The following is a 20,007-nucleotide window of genomic DNA, read 5'->3' as shown; positions in this document are numbered from 1 at the left end:
CTAACAATAACTAATTACACTTAGTAGTACTTATCTTAAAAACTAGAAAAATGAAAAAAACAATTTTTAATTTTATGTTAGCACTTGCTACAACTACACTTTTAGTATCGTGTGGAAGTGATGACGACAACAATCCAACGGCTGCATCTTGTACCGATGGCATCCAAAATGGAGACGAAGAAGGTATTGATTGCGGTGGAACTGCATGTCAACCTTGTTTAGCTAATTTACTTTCTGGAGAAGTTGCAACAGATGTTATTCTTGACGCAACATTAGAATATGAATTAACTGGAGCATATGTTATATTAGACGGAGGATCTTTAACAATTCCTGCTGGAACAAAAATTAAGGCTACAGGTGGTACTGCTGCTTACATCGCAGTAGCACAAGGAGGTCAGATTTTTGTAAACGGAACTTCTTCAAATCCAGTAGTTATGACTTCTGGTTCTGAAAATCCTGCTGCAGGTGACTGGGGTGGTTTGGTAATTTGTGGTAATGCGCCAACAAACAAAGGTGTTTCTGTAACTTCTGAAGTTGCCGATCTTACTTATGGTGGAACAAACGCAAATGACAATTCAGGTTCTATTCGTTACTTACGTGTGGAGTACACAGGTGCTACATTCTCTAACGACAAAGAATTTAACGGAGTTTCTCTTTTCGGTGTGGGTGCTGGAACTACTTTTGAATACGTTCAATCGTTCTTCGGAGGTGATGACGGAATCGAATTTTTTGGAGGAACTGTAAAAGGTGACTACTTAGTATCTATTAATAGTGGTGATGATTCAATCGACTTTGCTGACGGTTGGACAGGAACGGGTTCTAACTGGTACATTGCTGGTGGTGCTAAAGCTGGTATTGAAGGTTCTAACAATGGAGATAACGGTAATGCTGCTCCTGTTACAACAACGACACTTTCAAACATTACAATTGTTGGTCCTGTTTCTGAAGGTGCATTGTACTACAAAGAAGGTGGTGGAAACTTTACAATTAACAACTTCTACACTAGTAACGTAGATCTTGGAATAAAAGTAAAAGATACTGATCTTGAAGCTGCTGCAAGAATCGAAAATGGAGATCTTGACATCAACGATATTCAATTCGGAAATGTTCCTGCTGGTTTTCAAATCACTGACTACACAGGAAGCAACCAATCTTTCTACACAGAAGGTGTTGCAACGGGTGCTGGTAACGGTGCCGCTTCTCCTGACTGGGCTGCAGGTTGGACTGTTGGATTAGACAACAGCGGACCAGCAAGTACTGAAAACCTTGCCGGTGAAGTATCTGGAACAGTTTCTTTAAATGCTGATGTTGAATACTTATTAACAGGTTCATTCGTGGTGCTTAACGGAGGTGTTTTAAACATTCCTGCAGGAACTACAATTAAAGCTACAGGTGGAACTGCTGCATACATCGCAGTAGCACAAGGTGGTAAAATCAATATCGAAGGGGAAGCAAACAATCCAGTTGTTATGACTTCTGGAAGTGCGAATCCTACTGCTGGAGACTGGGGTGGATTGGTATTATGTGGTTATGCACCAACAAACAAAGGTGTTTCTGTGACTTCTGAAGTTGCTGATCTTACATATGGTGGTACAGACGCAAATGACAACTCTGGTTCTATTCGTTACTTACGTGTAGAGTACACAGGTGCTACATTCTCTAACGACAAAGAATTTAACGGTGTATCTCTTTTCGGAATTGGAGCAGGAACAACTTTTGAATACGTACAATCACTTCACGGTGGGGATGACGGAATCGAATTTTTTGGAGGATCAGTATCTGGTAACTACTTAGTATCTACAGGTAGTGGTGATGACTCTATCGATTTTGCTGACGGATGGACTGGAAATGGATCATACTGGTACATTAAAGACGGTGCTAAAGCAGGTATTGAAGGTTCTAACAATGGAGACAATGGAAATGCGACTCCTGTTACAACAACAACACTTTCTAACATTACAGTTGTTGGACCTGTTTCTGAAGGTGCATTATACTACAAAGAAGGTGGTGGAAACTTTACAGTGACTAACTTCTATACAGATGGTATCGATCTTGGCGTAAAAGTAAAAGATACAGATGCTGAAGCTGCTGTTAGAATTGAAAACGGTGATCTTTCTGTGAACCCAATGCAATTTGACAATCCTTTAGCAGGTTGGATGGTTACGGACTATCCTGGTGCCAACCAAAACTTTGTAGTACAAGGTCCTACTTCTGGTGCTGGAAACGGTGCTGCTGCTCCTACTTGGGCTGCTGGATGGACTTCAGGATTATAAAAAATAAACCTTGAGCTTCCGCTCAAAACTAAAAAGAGCTACGAAATATCGTGGCTCTTTTTTATTGAAAATTTTTAAAATCTTCTTATGGGTTATTTGATACAATTCTAGTATCTGTAATTTCCCATGTTTTTACTTTTGCGATTTTAGAGTCATTATACACAACTTCTTTTTGTGTAGTTCCTTGGTAAAATGTCCAAGTTCCTACTTTTTTTCCATTGTCGTATTGTGCTACAGCACTTTTCTTTCCATTACTATCGTAGCTAATCCATTCTCCTTCTAATTTATTATCTAGAGTATAAAATCCTGTTTGCGCTACAGCACCATTTTCATGGTAAAGTACTGCCTCAATAACATCTCCTTTTAGTTTATAAATATCCTTCTTTCCAGTTTGTGCTACAGCTACATTTACAAAGAAACAAGCGACTAATAAAACAATTAAATTTTTCATAACGAGGCATTTTAAATTAATAATTACTTTACAAATATATATCATATTTTACTTTCAAGCAACAATTACGTAACATTAAATTAACATTGCAGCTATAAGTATCTTGTTTTCAGTATTTTAACAAGGTAACATTAGTAATATCTTGTATAGTCTGTTTATTATTAAAGATCTCTTCGTATTTTTAAAAATAAAACAAGGACGCGCAACCTTAACACATAACATTTGCATAACATCCGATTCAAAAATAAACTTGAAATTTGCGCTTTAAAATATATTGTTATCTATGGACAACATTTACTTAGTTATGTTGATTGCACTAGCTGTCTTAGCTATTGCGGATTTAGTTGTAGGAGTTAGTAATGATGCTGTAAATTTTTTAAACTCAGCAATAGGATCTAAAGCCATTTCTTTCAAAACCATTATGATTGTTGCTAGTGTTGGTATCGCTTTTGGAGCATTATCGTCTAGTGGAATGATGGAGGTTGCCCGTAAAGGTATTTTTAATCCGAGTAAGTTTTATTTTGATGAAATTATGGTCATTTTTATGGCGGTAATGATTACAGATATTTTGCTACTAGATTTCTTTAACAGCCTTGGTTTACCTACCTCAACAACCGTTTCTATTGTATTCGAATTATTAGGAGCAGCGGTTTGTGTTTCATTATTAAAAATATCAGAAAACGGGGATAGCTTTCTTCAGTTAGGCGAGTATATCAATTCTGATAAAGCCACTGAAATTATCTTCGGAATACTCCTCTCGGTCGTCATCGCCTTCTCCATAGGGGCGTTTGTACAGTTCGTTTCTCGCTACCTGCTAAGTTTCGAATTTCAGAAAAAACCATCTTGGGTTTCAGCCATATTTGGTGGTATCGCAGTTTCAGCCATAGCATATTTCATTATTATAAAAGGATTAAAAGGTGCTTCTATTCTTCCTGAAGCATTTTCAAGTTGGGCAAATCAAAACTTACTTCAATTTTTAGGGTTAAATTTTGCCGTTTGGACTGCCATTTCTTGGGCGTCTATTCAATTTTTAAAAGCAAATATTTACAAAATAATTATTGTATTAGGAACCTTTGCTTTAGCAATGGCCTTTGCTGGAAACGATTTGGTAAACTTTATCGGTGTCCCGATGGCAGCATATCAATCGTATATTGATTGGTCTGCTTCCGGAGTAGACGCTTCGTTGTTTAGCATGGAAAGTTTAGCGGCAAAAGTTCCAGCGCAACCCTTACTATTATTAGGTGCGGGAGTTGTAATGATTTTAACCCTATGGTTTAGCGAAAAAGCAAGACGCGTTGTTAAAACTTCTGTAGATTTATCACGTCAAGACGAAGTAAAAGAACGTTTTCAACCTAACTGGCTTTCTCAAAACCTCGTAAGAGGTGTTATTGGCCTAAACAATGGTATCAACTATTTACTACCTACGAAAGTAAAAAACACGATTCAGAAAAGATTTGAACTTCCAACTGGCAAACGAATTCTAACCGCAGACACCCCTGCCTTCGATATGGTGAGAGCTGCCGTAAACTTAATGGTAGCAAGTGTTTTAATTTCGATCGCAACTGGTATGAAACTGCCTTTATCAACAACCTATGTCACCTTTATGGTAGCAATGGGAACTTCTTTGGCAGATCGCGCTTGGGGAAGTGATAGTGCTGTGTACCGCGTTTCGGGAGTACTAAACGTAATTGGAGGTTGGTTTATGACTGCTATTACTGCTTTCGTGGCCGCTTCTATATTAGCATTACTAATTTATTATTTTGAAGGTGCTGCCTTAGGAGTCTTACTTATTTTAGCCATTGTTTTAATTGTGAGAAACTACATAAGAGGCAAAAAGAAAACAGCCGAAATTAAAGAAGATCTTAAGTTTAAGAAAGCCGAAAGTTCTTCTATGGTTGGTGTAATTGAAGAAAGTTCTTCCAATGTGTCTGAAGTAATGCGTCGTGGTTCAAAATTACTTGCCTATACCATTGAAAGCTTAGGAAAACAAGACCTTAAAGGATTAAAAAAGGCACAAGTACAAAGTGAAAAACTAAGCGACGAAATTGAAGACTTAAACACGCACGTTTTTTATTATATGAAGAACGTAGATGACACTACAGCTGGCGCAAGTCGTTTCTACCTACTTATTCAAGACTCATTACAAGATATTGTACAATCGTTTGATTTTATAGCAAACAAGAGTTACAAGCACGTTAAAAATGGTCATAAAGGTCTTAAGTTTAATCAAATTCGCGATCTTAAAAAAGTAGAAGAGAAATTGCTAACGCTTTTCGGAAACGTTAAAAAAGAGTTTGACAATAAAACCCTTGAGAATCTTCCTTCGATTATTGATGAGAAACAAGCGTTTTTAGATTACATCACTGCCGAAATTGAAAAGCAAATAACACGTACCAAAGAGTCTGGTTCTAGTCCTAAAAACACTTCTTTATACTTCTCTATATTGTTAGAGTGTAAAGATTTAGTCGAAGAGATTACCATTCTGTTAGAAAAGTATTTCTTAGAATATTCGAACTCTAAGAAAAACGATATTTTATAAGTATTATCTGTACATCTTTCTCTTCGGAAAGGCTTCAGAATCATTTAAAAAAGCCACACAAAACACTGTTTCTTACAGTTTTGTGTGGCTTTTCTGACATAAAGTTTAACAAAATAGATTCTTTTAGAATGATAAAACAGACTATATTTATACTGTTTTTCAGAAAAAAAGAAAATTATTATTTTTGTTCTTCTGAAACTTTAGAAAAAAAACAGTCCTTTAGAAGTAAGTATTCTTGCTCCAAAGGATTTGGTAACATTGAATTGTTACCACATAGAAACCTCGCAATTTCCTTCCCAAGAGATTGTGAGGTTTTTTGTTATCGTTACTTCTGAAGCCGAAGTATTGTCGTAAACAAAAAAAACCTTGCTGATAGCTATCAGCAAGGTTTTTAAAAACAATAAATATGTCTATTTAAATCGTAGATTAAGATCCACACATTAAACAATCGTCGTCTGGTGCTCCACCTTTCGACTTGTCTAATAAAGCTCTTAATTCTTGTGGAGTCATTGGTTTATCTGAAACTGCAGAAGTTGCTTCTACGGTAGCTTCAGCCATCGCAATTGGCTCTTTCTTTACTTCTTTCTTCAATGTAAACTTAATTGCATCTACAGCACTCTTCGTTCTTAAGTAATACATTCCTGTTTTAAGTCCGCTCTTCCATGCATAAAAGTGCATCGATGTTAATTTAGCGTAATTCGCATTCTCCATAAACAGGTTCAACGATTGAGATTGATCAATAAAATATCCTCTGTGACGTGACATATCGATAATATCTTTCATACTCAATTCCCACACAGTTTTGTACAACTCTTTCAAGTCTTGAGGAATATCAACTCCTTGTACAGAACCATTAGCACGCATGATTTCTTCTTTTAAGTCATCATTCCAAAGTCCTAAAGCAACTAAATCTTCTAGTAAGTGTTTGTTTACTACAATAAACTCACCAGACAATACACGACGGGTGTAGATGTTAGATGTATATGGCTCAAAAGCTTCGTTATTTCCTAAAATTTGAGAGGTAGAGGCTGTTGGCATTGGCGCTACTAACAATGAGTTACGTACTCCGTGTTTCTTAACGTCTTTGCGCAATTTAGCCCAGTCCCAACGACCGCTTAATTCTGAATCTTCTATTCCCCATAAGTTATGTTGGAATTTACCTTCAGAAATAGGTGATCCTTTGTATGTTTCGTAAGGTCCGTCCGCTTTAGCTTCTTCTACCGATGCCGTTAATGCAGCGTAGTATAAAGTTTCAAAAATATCTTGGTTTACTTTTTTAGCTTCATCAGAAGTAAACGGTAAACGCATCATAATAAACGCATCTGCCAATCCTTGAATTCCTAATCCAACAGGACGGTGACGGAAGTTAGACACTTCAGCCTCTTTTACCGGATAGTAATTTCTGTCGATTACTCTGTTCAAGTTTTTAGTAACACGTTTTGTTACACGGAACAATTCTTTATGGTCAAACTCACCATTTTTCACAAACATTGGCAATGCAATAGAGGCCAAGTTACAAACAGCCACCTCTTCTGGAGATGTGAACTGCATGATCTCTGTACATAAATTTGAAGAACGGATGGTTCCTAAATTTTTCTGGTTTGTTTTTCTATTTGCTGCATCTTTATACAACATATAAGGTGTTCCCGTTTCAATTTGAGATTCTGTAATTTTCTCCCAAAGCTCACGCGCTCTAATAGTCTTTCTTCCTTTGTTTTCAGCTTCGTATTTATGGTACAATGCTTCAAACTCCTCGCCATGGCAATCGAAAAGACCAGGGCATTCGTTAGGACACATTAACGTCCACTCTGCATCATCTTCAACACGCTTCATAAATAAATCTGGAATCCACATTGCATAAAACAAATCGCGGGCTCTCATTTCTTCTTTCCCGTGATTCTTTTTCAAATCAAGGAAATCAAAAATATCGGCATGCCATGGTTCTACATAAATTGCGAAAGACCCTTTACGTTTTCCTCCTCCTTGATCTACATAACGTGCAGTATCGTTAAACACACGAAGCATAGGTACGACTCCGTTTGAAGTACCGTTGGTACCAGAAATGTACGATCCCGTTGCACGAACGTTGTGAATAGACAATCCAATACCTCCAGCAGATTGTGAGATTTTTGCAGTCTGCTTCAGTGTGTCATAGATACCATCAATACTATCGTCTTGTGTTGCTAATAAAAAGCAAGAAGACATTTGTGGTTTTGGTGTTCCACTATTAAATAAGGTGGGTGTAGCATGCGTAAAGAACTTTTTAGACATCAGTTCGTACGTTTCTTTCACCGCCGCTAAATCGTTTAAATGTATCCCTACAGAAACACGCATTAACATATGCTGAGGCCGCTCAGCAATTTTGCCATTTAGTTTCAATAAGTAAGAACGCTCTAATGTTTTGAATCCGAAATAATCGTATCCAAAATCGCGATTGTAAATAATGGTAGAATCTAAATCCTCCGCATTATCCATAATTACTTTATACACCTCATCACTTAATAAAGGAGCTTTTTTCCCAGTACGTGGATTCACATACAGGTATAAGTCTTCCATTACTTCGGAAAATGTTTTCTTGGTGTTTTTATGTAGGTTTGACACAGAAATACGTGCTGCCAAACGTGCATAATCTGGGTGAGATGTAGTCATTGTCGCCGCAACCTCAGCAGCTAAATTATCTAATTCACTTGTAGTTACTCCATCGTACAATCCTTCAATAACACGCATCGAAATTTTTACTGGATCTACTAGTTCGTTTAAACCATAGCAAAGCTTTCTAACTCTTGCTGTAATTTTATCGAACATGATAGGTTCTTTGCGGCCGTCTCTTTTTACTACATTCATATGTTCTCCTTTATTGAGGTTATTTAATTATTTTTGAAAAATTGTGCTGTGCGCAACAGTTACATTGCACAGTATCAGCTATATATTGAAAAGTTCTGCGTAAAAGCGAAACCTTCTAAAAATCTGCGTCGAAACTAATTTTATTAGAATCTTTGTCGGTATTGGTAACTCCCGCTTTTTGGTATTCTGAAACTCGTTTTTCAAAGAAGTTTGTTTTTCCTTGAAGCGAAATCATATCCATAAAGTCGAATGGATTGGTAGTATTGTATTCTTTTTCACAATTCAATTCCATTAACAAACGGTCGGTTACAAATTCTAGGTATTGGGTCATTAAATTAGAGTTCATTCCAATTAAACTTGCCGGAAGTGATTCAGTAATAAACTCACGCTCTATGTTAAGGGCATCCACAAGAATTTCGCGAATACGGTCTTTAGGCACTTTATTAATTAAGTGATGGTTGTGCAAGTGAACTGCAAAATCGCAGTGAACACCTTCATCACGAGAAATTAACTCGTTTGAAAATGTTAGTCCTGGCATTAATCCACGTTTTTTCAACCAAAAGATAGAGCAAAAAGCACCGGAAAAGAAAATTCCTTCTACCGCAGCAAATGCGATAAGACGCTCTGCAAATGAATCTGATTCAATCCATTTAAGGGCCCAATCTGCTTTCTTTTTAATTGCTGGAAATGTATCGATGGCGTTAAAAAGACCGTCTTTTTCTTTTTCGTCTTTTACGTATGTATCAATAAGTAAGGAATAGGTTTCGCTATGAATGTTCTCCATCATGATTTGGAAACCATAGAAAAACTTCGCTTCACTATACTGAACTTCATTTACAAAATTCTCTGCTAAATTTTCATTTACAATTCCATCTGAAGCTGCAAAAAAGGCAAGAATGTGTTTTATGAAGTAACGCTCATCATCTGACAGTTTCGTAGTCCAATCTGTAAGATCTTGATGTAAATCAATCTCTTCTGCCGTCCAAAAACTCGCTTCAGATTTTTTATACCACTCCCAAATATCATGATGTTGAATTGGAAATATTACAAATCTGCTCTTGTTTTCTTGTAAAATTGGCTCTACTTGACTCATTGTCCTTTGCTTTTTAAAATTGAAATATTTTGTGCCTACTAGGGACTAACAAAGATGGCTAATTTTAATAGTATTTAGGATAAAACTGCGTGTAGGTTTTCAACAAAGTTTTCAACATTTGGCTTTTTAAACTGTTCTTATTGTTTTGTTAAACAAAGTGTTTAACTTGTTGTATTTCAATTAGTTATAAATGTTTTGTTGCGTTATAAACAATTTGAAAATTTATCGTTGAAAAGCCTCAAATTCTTCCATTCTACGGTACTTAAACAGGGTTTTCAACAAGTTATTTCAGAAGTATTTTTCAACAAAAAAACCCTCGGAATTTTTCAGAAAAAAGAAATTAAAAAGGCAGATTTTCGAAAAAATGAGTTTAAAACACAAAAAAACCGCCTTCCCAAAAAAGAAAACGGTTTCCTATATTATACTATCTATTTTTAAGCTCCTAAATCGTCCGCATCAATTTCGTCAATCGCATCCCAAGTTTCATCTACATCCATATTTGTTCCCGTTGCTTTTAGATAAAATCGATTGTTTTGCATCAACTCAATTGTAGTACTATTATTGTTTTTTCGGTATTCTTCAATGGCTTTTACACCGTTCTTTTTAACGGTTCTTCTCATCTTAGTTTCCGTTTCTTCTTCAAACTCTTGTGAAAACAACATGCGCATTCCGGCAGTGGCCGCGGCACCCATTTGCCCTGCTCCATCAATAACTTCTATTTTAAACTTTTTAGATTTGTCTTCCGTAGCATAGGTACCTTCAATAGAGGCGATTTGAACCATTCCCATCTGACCAGCTTTAAAAGCAATACGTTTCATCCCATTAATATCGTCGGGAAGCCACTCTTTTAACTCTTCATTGGTAAGGGGTTCTATTTTTTGAAGCTCCATAAGATCCTCTTGCATATTATTGAGCTCTTTAACTGCTTCGGTAGTATTGGAAACATTTTCTTTTGCTTCCTTAATCTTTTTACTTACTGGATTGTCGCAAGCTACAAATAAGAGCACTGATACTAGTGTGAAAATTATTTTTTTCATAATTAAAAGGTTTAAAAATTGAGCAGTTAATATACTAACATTAAGTGTATTAGTACATTAATTCATTCTGAATTTTTACGAATTATGAAATAAAGGATGTTATTTGTTAGCGGCTAATTTTTCAAGCTCGGCGTACCAATACTCACCAAACTTACGGATGAGCGCTTCTTTCACGAATTTGTACACAGGTACTTTAAGTGATGCTCCTAATGTACAGGCGTCATTACAGATTGGCCATCTGTGGTAATTTACTGCCGAAAACTCACTGTATTCCTGAACGCGAACAGGATACAAATGACAAGAAACTGGTTTTTTAAAAGAAATTTCGCCCGCATTGTAAGCGTCTTCAATACCACAACTTGCAATTCCGCTGTCGGTAAATGTGACATACGCACACTCTTCTCCATTTACCAAAGGAGTTTCTAATTCGTCTAAATCTGACGTAATAAATGTTCCTTGCGCTTCAATAGCAGCAATACCTTCAGGGCGAAGAAAAGGCTTCACTTTTGGATAAATCTCTTCTAGAATAAGGGTTTCTTCTTTACTTACTGGCGCACCAGCCTCTCCTGCAATACAGCACTCACCTTTACAGGCGCCTAAATTGCACACAAAATCTTTTTCGATTAAATCTTCTGAAACTATTGTCTTTCCTAGTTGAAACATCTTGCAAATATATATTGTTTCTGTAATAAATTCCGAAGAAAATTTGCTTTAATTAAAACTGAATTTTATTCATGAAATACGGCTTTAATACTTAGTTTTGCACTTTTAAAACAAGGAGTTATGAATTTCAACTTTAAAGAAATAGCAACCGCAACAATGATTCTTTTCGCCGTTGTAGATATTATAGGGAGTCTTCCTATTATCATATCACTACGCGAAAAGTCGGGTCAAATTAGAAGTGGACGCGCTGCTATTATCGCAGCAGTCGTAATGATCATCTTTTTATTTATAGGAGAAGAGATCTTGAAGCTTATCGGTATTAATGTAAACGAATTTGCTGTTGCTGGAGCTTTTATCCTCTTTTTTATTGCTATTGAAATGATTTTAGGAATCTCTCTTTTTAAACAAAGTGAAGAAAGCCTAGACATGGCAACTGTGTTTCCAATTGCCTTTCCAATCGTTGCCGGACCAGGAAGTTTAACTACTTTATTAGCGCTTAGGGCCGAATACGACATCCAAAACATTATCATCGCAATTATTGTAAATATTATAATTGTATTTATTGTATTGCGCTTCTCTTCTAGGCTTCAACGCTTCTTAGGTAAAAACGGAATTGCGATTATCGAAAAAATATTTGGAGTTATTTTATTAGCAATTGCGGTAAAGTTGTTCACCTCAAACATTCAAGAACTTTTTAATTAATTTGAAGACAAAACGACCATGAAAACATTTAGATACATACTTATCGCAATAGCATCGTTTCTTCTAATCTATAATATAACACTCCTAGATTTCGACAACTTATTTGAAGGAGACAGTGTCATTGCAGGTATTGGTGTTTTAGCTTCAGCTTGTGTAATTTTGTTGTTGCTAATCTTTCAAGTTTCACAAAAGATTGCAAAAAAGAAACGCTAACAAATTTGTTTACTCTTCTGTTTCCGAAGCATTACCTTTTTGAGTTGCTGCTTCTAAAGACACTACTTTTAACAACATTGGGTCGTCTTGATTCATAATGTATTCGAATGCATTTGGACCGTACAATTGCTGTGCGATATTCGCTTTTAATGCCTTTTTAAGCACTTCGGAATAACGTTTTAAATCTAAGCGCGCTTCCGTAAACCTAGAGTATTCTAGAAAATCCTTCACAAGTTGTTCGTCTACAACAAAATCTGAAGCAAATTCGGTGAACGGAACTGTATCAAGCTCTGTACGATGTTTGTCTAAGTATTCAAAAATGAAATAACTCATAAAACCACTTCTAGAAACATATTGAATGGTTTCGTTTTCAACACTGGTATCTTTCGGTACAAACACATCTGGTATAATTCCGCCGCCGCCATACACAACCTTGCCCATTGGCGTTACATATCGAAGGGAATCTGCTACGTGAATGCTATCGGCACTAATAAGTTCGCCATTTTTATAGCGTTTTTCATAGTCTTCGTAATAGGCTTTGTTTCCATTTCCATACGGCTTCTGAATAGACCGTCCTGTAGGGGTGTAATATCGCGCAATGGTAAGACGTACTGCACTTCCGTCGCCTAACGACATTTCGCGCTGCACCAACCCTTTTCCAAACGAACGTCGTCCAATAATGGTTCCTTTATCGTTGTCTTGCAAAGCTCCCGCCACTATTTCACTTGCCGAAGCGGAGTTTTCGTTGATAAGCACGTAGAGTTTTCCTTTTTCAAAATCACCCTTTCGAGACGCATACGATTTGTTCTCTTCTCCCGTTTTATTTTTTGTAATTAGAATTAGCTTTTTATTTTCTAAAAACTCATCCACAACTTGCTCTGCCGTAGAAATATAACCGCCCGGATTGTTTCGTAAATCCAGCACTAATTTGGTCGCTCCTTCATCGATTAAACCTTCTAGCGCAGTATGAAACTCTTTATAAGTGGTTTCTGAAAATCGGTTGATTTTAATATACCCTAGTTCGTCAGTCACCATATAGGAAGCATCGATACTCACCAAAGGAACCCGTTTTCTCTTCACGTCAAAATTTAGCAATTCTTTTTCCCCTTTACGGTACACCTGAAGCTTCACTTTAGAGTTTATTTCTCCTTTCAAGTAACTTGTTATACTATCGCGCACCGCCGTTTCTCCAAACAGCTTATTGGTGTCTGCATAAATAATACGATCGCCTCCTTTAATTCCTGCTTTTTCTGCAGGTCCGCCTTTAATAGAGCGAATTACTGCAATAGAATCTTTATAAGGATAGAAACTAATTCCAATTCCGACAAAATTACCTCGCATGTCATCTGCATTGTCTTCGTACTCATCTACAGGAATATAGACAGAATGTGGATCTAGATTTTCAAGAATTCCATTGACCGTTACATCTACGATGCTGTCGGTGTTTACTTGATCTACATATTCAAAATCGATATAATCGATCAACCGATTGAGTTTGTCTTTTTTCGAATTGGTAGCGAATATTTTTTCGGTAGTATCGTTGAAGTTTAACTTAGATCCAATAAAAACACCCAGGGCAATTGCCAGACCAAGTAGAAGCGGTACGTGTTTTTTCTGAAAGCTCATTTGTTACTCTAAGTCATTAATATGCGTAATTGTAACGCCTGCTTTTTCTAAAAATTTCACACCAGAGTTATCTTTGTACTCTTGGTGATACACCAACCGTTTAATTCCGGCTTGATGAATTAATTTACTGCATTGTTGGCAGGGTGACATAGTAATATATAGTGTTGCTCCGTTACAGGATTGCGTAGAGGAAGCCACTTTTAATATAGCATTGGCTTCAGCGTGTAGCACATACCATTTTGTATCGCCATCTTCATCTTCACAAATATTTTCAAAACCAGTAGGCGTACCATTGTAGCCATCGCTAATAATCATTTTATCCTTTACAATTAACGCGCCAACTTGTTTGCGATTGCAATACGAAAGCTTGCTCCATTCTTTTGCCATTCGTAAATAAGCGATATCGTACTGTTCTTGTTTCTGCAAATTTGTATCCATGAAGGGGTTCTGAAATATAAGTAGCGAAATTAGTGGGAAGTTACACTTTCACAAAATAAGTTGTGTTAACTATTTGCAAAAGGTTTTAAATTCCTTGATTTCTCTTCCGTTTAAACTAAAAAGGCCACGTCTCCATAAGCATCGGAATACTCATTCCTATTACGATAGACGAAACCACTAAAATCCAATCTCGTTTACTACATCGTACAAATGTTTGTGTAACATATTCGGCAGTCAACACAACAAGCGCAATAACTACTTGAGAAATTTCAACACCAAAAGCAAACTCTAACAATGGAAATAGTTCACCGTCGGCAGCTAGCATCTTAAAATAAGTCGCAAATCCGAAGCCGTGTATCAACCCAAAAAAGAAGGTGATAAAATATACGATACTAATTGTATCCAATCGCTTCTCTTTACCCGCAGTTGCCACATTATAAATGGCTGCCGCCAAAATGGTCACCGGAATTAAAAACTCTATCCATGCACTTGAAACCTGCACCAATTCGTAATTTGCCAATAGAAGGGAAAGCGTATGACCTACTGTAAATAGAGTAACGAGCAACAACAATCGTTTCCAAGAGCCAAAATTATACGCCGCACAAAGCGCTACTAAAAAAAGGATGTGATCGTACGCCCTCCAATCGAGTACGTGCGAAAGACCAAGTTCAAAAAAAAGCCAAAAATCTGTCATTAGCGGAATTAATTTTCAATGATTCCCAAAGATAACTATTGTTTTTAAAAAAATTTATATCTTTAATACAACTCCCCTTGAACTCTTTCTAATTTATTGATCATGAAAAAAATACTACTTTTCCTTTTCGCCCTTTCATTTGGAGCCCCAAGTTTTGCTCAAGATCCAAATTTATACAGAACCTGGCATCTATACGAACTAGCAGCCGACCTCAGCCCATCAGAGTATGTTTCCAATGTACAGCCAAGTATCCATCCTTATTTAACAATCCACCCCGATTTGAGTTTTGAAGGCTACGGTGCTTGTAATAATTTTATGGGACAGTTTACGTATACTATTATTAGTGGAGAAGAAACACTTACACCAACTTTTTTCGATGCAACGCTCAATTCATGCAATTATCAATCACATACCAATTTTGAAAGTTTATTTTTTGGCTATGTTTCGGCAACCTCAAATCAATATATCACCCTTTATTACGATGCAAATACGAGTATAGGTACCCTTAATTTAGAATTTGCGCCTGGGTTTTACGCTGCTTATGGAACAGAGGCATTGTCTGTTTCAGATCAAAATGCAGTCGAGTTTACTGTTTTCCCAAATCCTGCTTCAGAGCAATTAGTTATCACTTCTGAAAACCTTCAGATTGAAACCATCACCATTTATGAAGTAAGTGGAAAAATAGTAACGCAATTTAAGACCGTTGAAGGTTCTGTTGACGTCTCATCACTTTCCGAAGGGGTTTACTTTATTGAAATCAATTCCGAAGAAGGGAAACATATTAAGAAATTCATAAAAGATTGATTGCAAGTCGAGGAAAAATTTAGTTTTAGTATCTTTAAAATTCACACTCATAGCAATACGCAAAATACAGCTATTTAAAACCGTTAAGCGTTCATAGAATTGATTATTCTTGAAGGTATTGCCCATTGATTCAGCCGTGAAATGACATGAAATTTGGCGTAATCCCTTTTCAGTACTATGCAAAACATATTATTTTTCTTTAAAAGATTAAAAGCGACCTTTTGGTTCGTTCCCGTATTGATTATCATACTCACCATCTTTCTTTCCATTGGATTGGTATCGTTAGATCATGCAATTACGTTCTCGCAAGATGGTTTAGGTCGTTTCTTTATTGTGAATAGCGCAGATTCTGCCCGAAGTATCTTAACTACGATTTCTGCAGCGATGATAGGAGTTGCGGGAACGGTTTTCTCCATAACACTTGTGGCCTTAACGTTAGCATCTTCACAATTTGGCCCAAGGTTGATTCGGAATTTTATGTACATCCGATTGAATCAAGTGGTATTAGGGTCGTACATTTCCACCTACCTGTATTGCCTTTTCGTTTTAAATGCCATAAAGGAAAGCGACGGCTACACTTTTATACCCTCACTTTCTATACTCGTAGCTATTTTTGTAGCCTTTATTAATATTATTCTTCTCATTGTATTTATCCATCAAATTGCCACGAGCATTCAGGCGGATAAAGTGATTTCAGACATTTCAGAAATCATTTTCAAACAAATCGACACCTTATTTCCTGAAGAAATGGGTGCTAATTGGGAAGGTAAAAAAGAAAGCGCTGTAGATGATATCAAGTCAAAGTACACGAATAGCATTAGCATTCAATCACAGAAAAGCGGCTACCTTCAATACATTAACAACGAAGGATTGTTAGGAGACGTATGTTCTTTTGACGGGTTGCTAGAATTGTACTTTAAACCGGGAGACCATTTGGTAGAGCGTATTGAAATTGGAACAGTTTATACCAACGAAACGGTGGATGAAGAAACACTAAAAAGCATTCACAATCAGTTTGTGATAGGAAAAACCAAAAGCGCACAACAAGACCTTGTATTTTCCATTCATCAAATGGTTGAAATTGCATCTCGCGCCTTATCTCCTGGCGTTAACGACCCATTTACAGCCAATGCCTGTATTGATAATTTAACGACCACGATGTGTCGCCTTTCGCAAGTTCCTTTTCCTTCAAAATACCGCGTTGATGAGGAAGGCAAATTAAGAATAGTTGTCGATATGCTGGAGTTTGAAGATTATTTAGACGCTTCCTTCAATCAAATTCGTCAGTTTTCAGCAGGTAGTATCGCCGTTATCTTGAAATTAATGGATGCATTAATCACTATCAATGTGTTTGCTAAAAAAGAACTTTATAAAAAGGCGCTTGTAAAACACGCTCAAATGGTGTTGAATGTAGGGAACGAATCTTTGACTGAAGAAAACGATCGCGCCAATTTGCGAGAACGATCTAAAAAGATACTGCCAGAATAAAGGCGATGTTGTAGTACACTTTTAGTTGCAACCGAACATCTTTTTTAGTTTTCAGCGCAGGCTCCTTCCGTCCACGAGGTGACACCACTGCGCATCGCCGCACAGGCATTTGAATATGTTTTACCATCACAACCACACACAGGAGCATACTCCATGGTACAAGGGCCGTCGCTTATTTTCGACGTATCAATACAGTCGTTCATGGTTGTTTTTGAAGTCCCGCACGCACTTAACATTGTGACTGCTGCGATAAAGAAAAATACTGTTGTTTTCATAAAAAAAAGAGTGGGTAAATCTGAGTTAAAAGTACGGGTTTTTATGAAATAGCTATTTAAATATTGCTTCTGAAAAATTACGGTAGGAGTTAAAACCCAAAATACAGGAAAAACCCTGTAAGGTTACCCCATGCCTTTTAAAATATTATTTTACTTTTAACCATTTCCCACTAATTATATCTAAACTTGGAAACAAGCTGAAATCACTCGAAACCAAACATACATAGACAAGAATGAAAAAATTAGTACTCCTTACACTTGCTATCATTACTCTAAACAGTTGCTTATCGAATGACGAAGAATTTCAACCTACTCTATCTTTTAATATTGAAAGTGGCCGCACAATTGCATCTTCTGAAATTAATATCACCAATACATCTACCAATCAAAACGGACTTTATACTTGGGAATTATCTAACGGAACTGCTACAAATTCAAATGGAGATTATACTTGGGAAGTAACATCAAATAACGGAACTGAAACTTTTACCACTAACAATTTAAGTTTTTACGCGAACTACATTGGAGACTATACCATTACATTAAAATCAAACCTATTTGATTTACAAATTGAAGAAACAATTACTACTACAAGACCTCAAGCTTTAGTTTTTGATAAAGTAACATTAAAGGATATTCCACAAGATTATAGCTCACTTTATTTTAAAATATTAGAAATCCGTTTAGACGGAACTACATCATATACGTATACGTCTTATACAAAACATCATGTTTATTCATTCTTTCCAGAGAATACGGAGTGGGATGTTGATTTAACAGGACATATTATAGCTATAAATGACGGAAGTAATACTAATGATATTGCTTCTTATCAAGTAGAATTTTATGATAATAATGACAATTTAGTTACTAAAATTAATGCTTTTGGTAACACTTACTTTGACACATCTGAATTTAAAGCTGGAGAAGAAGAATTTACAACAACTTCAAATGGTTGTGCTGGTTGCGATTATTTTGAGGTCATTTTTGACTTTAGCTTCAACTAAAAACTCCCCAAAAACCAAAATACAGGAAAAACCCTGTACCGTAAATACACCCCATTTAAACTATTCTCGGTACATTTAAAAACCTACCCTTACGGAAACCCGTAAGGATAGTAATGAGCAATAGCTTTATTTTACTATGTAAAAGCAAGTAGCTGTAAGATAAGTGAATGCTTTTTTGAAACAAACCTATTCCCTTTTACCATCCCCAACTAAATATAGTCTAGAAATTATTAGATGCAACGTCTGTGTGTTTTGTTCCTGCAACTTTAAAAAGTTGGGGCGAGATTAGGAGTTTTTGAGGTGATTTTTAGAGTTCTTAATTAATTATTTATAGTTAACTAAGTAATTATATGCGGAGTTGTGCATAATGTAAGTACAAATTTACGAATCAAATAAATGAATGAAATTCAAAATAACTTATTTGCTTTTTTCAATGAAGGTAAAGCCAAATTCTTTGAAAGAGAAGTAGATAATATACTTGGCGGAACAAGTGAAAGAAATTTATGTGGAAGATTAGCAATCTATCTTGAGGTTTTGCTCACAAAATATGGGCTAACTGAATACTTTTCCGATACAGAGTATAACAGGAAACAGAACGGAGAAGTAAAAACTATGTTGGATGACAATATGGAAGTGGTAACCATAAATTGTGATTTAATAATACATAGTCGTGGTAATGAAATGGGGAATGATAATTTACTCGCCATTGAAATGAAAAAATCGACTCGACCAGAACACGAAAAAATAAGTGACAAAAATAGATTGAGAACATTGACAAAATCAAGTTATGATGAAGTTTGGTCGTATGATGGAGAAACTCACCCAGAACACGTTTGTGGTTATCAATTAGGAATTTACTTTGAACTTGATATTGAGAATAGAACCTACAAAATAGAAGGTTTTATCAGTGGGGAAAGTGAATTTGAAATGCAAGAAGTATTTTAAAAATTAAAGAATTTATGAATTTTACGAAATACGATTTAGGAAATAAAAAAAGAGGAGATGTAGTTGAAATCACATTGCAAGGTAGTGCTGCGAATGTTAGACTAATGAATTCCTCAAATTTCCAAAGCTACAGAAATGGTAAAAAACATACTTATATTGGGGGATTAGCAAAAAAATCGCCTATCCGTCTACAAATTCCAAATTCTGGACACTGGTATGTTACGGTGGATATGCAAGGTTTAAGAGGGTCAACAAGAAGTTCAATAAGAATGATGCCGAGTGCATTACCTGAAATGAGACAGCCTTCATTAGCTTCTGTTCCGTCATTAGTACAAGACAGAAATAAACCACCTGAATTCGACAATGAAGAAAGAGAATATGATGTTTTTATATCTCACGCTTCAGAAGACAAAGACGAAGTTGTAAGACCTTTAGTTTTGGCACTTCAATCTGAAGGACTTTCAGTATGGTATGATGAATTTACTCTAAAAATTGGAGACTCTTTAAGAAGGAAAATTGATAAAGGATTAGCTAATAGTAGATTTGGAATAGTAGTTCTTTCCAAAGATTTCATACGTAAAGGTTGGACAAATTATGAACTTGATGGAATAATTACTAAATCAATTTCAGACGAACAAATTGTATTACCTATTTGGCATAATATAACAAAAAAAGAAGTTATTGAATATAGTCCTTCATTGGCTGATAAGTTAGCACGTAACACTTCTTCTTATACTGTAGAAGAAATTGCAGAAGAAATTGCGGAAGTTATAAATGACAAATAAAACACTATGCACAACAATAGCTATCGTTAATACAGGTTTTGTTGCTTAACCCAAAGATTCAAGCTTTTAACCAAGTCTGCCAAATCTTTTTGATTCGGCTTTAAAATGAAAAGATAAAACAAAATAAAAA

At 36.0% G+C, this 20,007-nt stretch carries 18 protein-coding genes; 9 read left to right on the top strand and 9 right to left on the bottom strand.

What is annotated here, in order from left to right; translation table 11 throughout:
* Positions 1 to 50 precede the first annotated feature (50 nt).
* Positions 51 to 2,273: a hypothetical protein gene (locus tag BLQ00_RS17550; RefSeq protein WP_175445415.1), complete on the top strand. Its 2,223-nt coding sequence runs from the start codon at positions 51 to 53 to the stop codon at positions 2,271 to 2,273.
* Between the two features lie 85 nt (positions 2,274 to 2,358).
* Here the strand turns inward: BLQ00_RS17550 and BLQ00_RS05295 are convergent, their stop codons facing one another.
* Positions 2,359 to 2,724 carry a toxin-antitoxin system YwqK family antitoxin gene (locus tag BLQ00_RS05295; RefSeq protein ID WP_093141464.1) on the bottom strand — a complete coding sequence of 122 codons (366 nt, stop codon included), beginning with the start codon at positions 2,722 to 2,724 and terminating at the stop codon, positions 2,359 to 2,361.
* Between the two features lie 283 nt (positions 2,725 to 3,007).
* Between BLQ00_RS05295 and BLQ00_RS05290 the strand changes: the two genes are divergently transcribed.
* The gene (locus tag BLQ00_RS05290; RefSeq protein WP_093141461.1) at positions 3,008 to 5,263 is read left to right on the top strand and encodes an inorganic phosphate transporter; all 2,256 of its coding nucleotides are present in this window, start codon (positions 3,008 to 3,010) and stop codon (positions 5,261 to 5,263) included.
* Between the two features lie 426 nt (positions 5,264 to 5,689).
* Here BLQ00_RS05290 and BLQ00_RS05285 read toward each other — a convergent pair whose 3' ends face one another.
* The 4 genes from BLQ00_RS05285 to BLQ00_RS05265 form a co-directional block, all read right to left on the bottom strand.
* Positions 5,690 to 8,107, bottom strand: coding sequence for a ribonucleoside-diphosphate reductase subunit alpha (locus BLQ00_RS05285; RefSeq protein ID WP_093141458.1), 2,418 nt, complete (start codon positions 8,105 to 8,107; stop codon positions 5,690 to 5,692).
* Positions 8,108 to 8,222: 115 nt separating this feature from the next.
* Complete coding sequence (locus BLQ00_RS05280) at positions 8,223 to 9,200, bottom strand: ribonucleotide-diphosphate reductase subunit beta (protein ID WP_093141456.1); 978 nt, start codon at positions 9,198 to 9,200, stop codon at positions 8,223 to 8,225.
* A 434-nt stretch (positions 9,201 to 9,634) separates the two neighbouring features.
* On the bottom strand, positions 9,635 to 10,237 hold the full coding sequence (locus BLQ00_RS05270) for a hypothetical protein (RefSeq protein WP_093141450.1): 603 nt from the start codon (positions 10,235 to 10,237) through the stop codon (positions 9,635 to 9,637).
* A gap of 99 nt (positions 10,238 to 10,336) precedes the next feature.
* Positions 10,337 to 10,900, bottom strand: a complete 564-nt coding sequence (locus BLQ00_RS05265; protein WP_093141447.1) for a DUF3109 family protein — start codon at positions 10,898 to 10,900, stop codon at positions 10,337 to 10,339.
* A gap of 120 nt (positions 10,901 to 11,020) precedes the next feature.
* Here BLQ00_RS05265 and BLQ00_RS05260 point away from each other — a divergent pair, with 120 nt between their 5' ends.
* Both BLQ00_RS05260 and BLQ00_RS05255 read left to right on the top strand, forming a co-directional pair.
* On the top strand, positions 11,021 to 11,602 hold the full coding sequence (locus BLQ00_RS05260; RefSeq protein ID WP_093141445.1) for a MarC family protein: 582 nt from the start codon (positions 11,021 to 11,023) through the stop codon (positions 11,600 to 11,602).
* Positions 11,603 to 11,620: 18 nt separating this feature from the next.
* Positions 11,621 to 11,815, top strand: a complete 195-nt coding sequence (locus BLQ00_RS05255) for a hypothetical protein (RefSeq protein ID WP_093141442.1) — start codon at positions 11,621 to 11,623, stop codon at positions 11,813 to 11,815.
* A 9-nt stretch (positions 11,816 to 11,824) separates the two neighbouring features.
* On the opposite strand, the gene BLQ00_RS05250 is transcribed toward BLQ00_RS05255, so the two are convergent.
* The 3 genes from BLQ00_RS05250 to BLQ00_RS05240 form a co-directional block, all read right to left on the bottom strand.
* Positions 11,825 to 13,441, bottom strand: a complete 1,617-nt coding sequence (locus tag BLQ00_RS05250) for a S41 family peptidase (RefSeq protein ID WP_093141439.1) — start codon at positions 13,439 to 13,441, stop codon at positions 11,825 to 11,827.
* 3 nt (positions 13,442 to 13,444) lie between these two features.
* Positions 13,445 to 13,879 carry a deoxycytidylate deaminase gene (locus BLQ00_RS05245; RefSeq protein WP_093141437.1) on the bottom strand — a complete coding sequence of 145 codons (435 nt, stop codon included), beginning with the start codon at positions 13,877 to 13,879 and terminating at the stop codon, positions 13,445 to 13,447.
* Positions 13,880 to 13,994: 115 nt separating this feature from the next.
* Positions 13,995 to 14,573 (bottom strand): HupE/UreJ family protein, encoded by a 579-nt coding sequence (locus tag BLQ00_RS05240; RefSeq protein ID WP_093141434.1) that lies wholly within the window; start codon positions 14,571 to 14,573, stop codon positions 13,995 to 13,997.
* A gap of 102 nt (positions 14,574 to 14,675) precedes the next feature.
* Between BLQ00_RS05240 and BLQ00_RS05235 the strand changes: the two genes are divergently transcribed.
* Both BLQ00_RS05235 and BLQ00_RS05230 read left to right on the top strand, forming a co-directional pair.
* Positions 14,676 to 15,377: a T9SS type A sorting domain-containing protein gene (locus BLQ00_RS05235; protein WP_093141429.1), complete on the top strand. Its 702-nt coding sequence runs from the start codon at positions 14,676 to 14,678 to the stop codon at positions 15,375 to 15,377.
* 177 nt (positions 15,378 to 15,554) lie between these two features.
* Complete coding sequence (locus tag BLQ00_RS05230) at positions 15,555 to 16,865, top strand: DUF2254 domain-containing protein (RefSeq protein WP_093141426.1); 1,311 nt, start codon at positions 15,555 to 15,557, stop codon at positions 16,863 to 16,865.
* A 44-nt stretch (positions 16,866 to 16,909) separates the two neighbouring features.
* Here BLQ00_RS05230 and BLQ00_RS05225 read toward each other — a convergent pair whose 3' ends face one another.
* On the bottom strand, positions 16,910 to 17,068 hold the full coding sequence (locus BLQ00_RS05225) for a Kazal-type serine protease inhibitor domain-containing protein (protein WP_229792574.1): 159 nt from the start codon (positions 17,066 to 17,068) through the stop codon (positions 16,910 to 16,912).
* A 305-nt stretch (positions 17,069 to 17,373) separates the two neighbouring features.
* On the opposite strand from BLQ00_RS05225, the gene BLQ00_RS05220 reads away from it, so the two are divergent.
* The 3 genes from BLQ00_RS05220 to BLQ00_RS05210 all read left to right on the top strand — a co-directional run bounded on the left by BLQ00_RS05220 (position 17,374) and on the right by BLQ00_RS05210 (position 19,877).
* Positions 17,374 to 18,147 (top strand): hypothetical protein, encoded by a 774-nt coding sequence (locus BLQ00_RS05220; protein ID WP_093141421.1) that lies wholly within the window; start codon positions 17,374 to 17,376, stop codon positions 18,145 to 18,147.
* 396 nt (positions 18,148 to 18,543) lie between these two features.
* Complete coding sequence (locus tag BLQ00_RS05215; protein WP_093141418.1) at positions 18,544 to 19,092, top strand: hypothetical protein; 549 nt, start codon at positions 18,544 to 18,546, stop codon at positions 19,090 to 19,092.
* 14 nt (positions 19,093 to 19,106) lie between these two features.
* Positions 19,107 to 19,877, top strand: coding sequence for a DUF1883 domain-containing protein (locus BLQ00_RS05210; protein ID WP_093141416.1), 771 nt, complete (start codon positions 19,107 to 19,109; stop codon positions 19,875 to 19,877).
* Positions 19,878 to 20,007: the final 130 nt, after the last annotated feature.

Origin of the sequence: Ulvibacter litoralis, assembly GCF_900102055.1 — a bacterium.
Classification (GTDB): Bacteria; Bacteroidota; Bacteroidia; order Flavobacteriales; family Flavobacteriaceae; genus Ulvibacter; species Ulvibacter litoralis.
This window is presented reverse-complemented; position numbering and strand designations above follow the sequence as displayed.

Excerpts from the sequence above, each read along its gene's own strand:
- BLQ00_RS05215 (WP_093141418.1), top strand. The coding sequence starts at position 18,544 with ATGAATGAAATTCAAAATAACTTATTTGCTTTTTTCAATGAAGGTAAA.
- BLQ00_RS05265 (WP_093141447.1), bottom strand. The coding sequence starts at position 10,900 with ATGTTTCAACTAGGAAAGACAATAGTTTCAGAAGATTTAATCGAAAAA.
- BLQ00_RS05210 (WP_093141416.1), top strand. The coding sequence starts at position 19,107 with ATGAATTTTACGAAATACGATTTAGGAAATAAAAAAAGAGGAGATGTA.
- BLQ00_RS05280 (WP_093141456.1), bottom strand. The coding sequence starts at position 9,200 with ATGAGTCAAGTAGAGCCAATTTTACAAGAAAACAAGAGCAGATTTGTA.
- BLQ00_RS05270 (WP_093141450.1), bottom strand. The coding sequence starts at position 10,237 with ATGAAAAAAATAATTTTCACACTAGTATCAGTGCTCTTATTTGTAGCT.
- BLQ00_RS05240 (WP_093141434.1), bottom strand. The coding sequence starts at position 14,573 with ATGACAGATTTTTGGCTTTTTTTTGAACTTGGTCTTTCGCACGTACTC.
- BLQ00_RS05290 (WP_093141461.1), top strand. The coding sequence starts at position 3,008 with ATGGACAACATTTACTTAGTTATGTTGATTGCACTAGCTGTCTTAGCT.
- BLQ00_RS05230 (WP_093141426.1), top strand. The coding sequence starts at position 15,555 with ATGCAAAACATATTATTTTTCTTTAAAAGATTAAAAGCGACCTTTTGG.
- BLQ00_RS05255 (WP_093141442.1), top strand. The coding sequence starts at position 11,621 with ATGAAAACATTTAGATACATACTTATCGCAATAGCATCGTTTCTTCTA.
- BLQ00_RS17550 (WP_175445415.1), top strand. The coding sequence starts at position 51 with ATGAAAAAAACAATTTTTAATTTTATGTTAGCACTTGCTACAACTACA.
- BLQ00_RS05295 (WP_093141464.1), bottom strand. The coding sequence starts at position 2,724 with ATGAAAAATTTAATTGTTTTATTAGTCGCTTGTTTCTTTGTAAATGTA.
- BLQ00_RS05250 (WP_093141439.1), bottom strand. The coding sequence starts at position 13,441 with ATGAGCTTTCAGAAAAAACACGTACCGCTTCTACTTGGTCTGGCAATT.
- BLQ00_RS05235 (WP_093141429.1), top strand. The coding sequence starts at position 14,676 with ATGAAAAAAATACTACTTTTCCTTTTCGCCCTTTCATTTGGAGCCCCA.
- BLQ00_RS05220 (WP_093141421.1), top strand. The coding sequence starts at position 17,374 with ATGAAAAAATTAGTACTCCTTACACTTGCTATCATTACTCTAAACAGT.
- BLQ00_RS05245 (WP_093141437.1), bottom strand. The coding sequence starts at position 13,879 with ATGGATACAAATTTGCAGAAACAAGAACAGTACGATATCGCTTATTTA.
- BLQ00_RS05285 (WP_093141458.1), bottom strand. The coding sequence starts at position 8,107 with ATGAATGTAGTAAAAAGAGACGGCCGCAAAGAACCTATCATGTTCGAT.
- BLQ00_RS05225 (WP_229792574.1), bottom strand. The coding sequence starts at position 17,068 with ATGAACGACTGTATTGATACGTCGAAAATAAGCGACGGCCCTTGTACC.
- BLQ00_RS05260 (WP_093141445.1), top strand. The coding sequence starts at position 11,021 with ATGAATTTCAACTTTAAAGAAATAGCAACCGCAACAATGATTCTTTTC.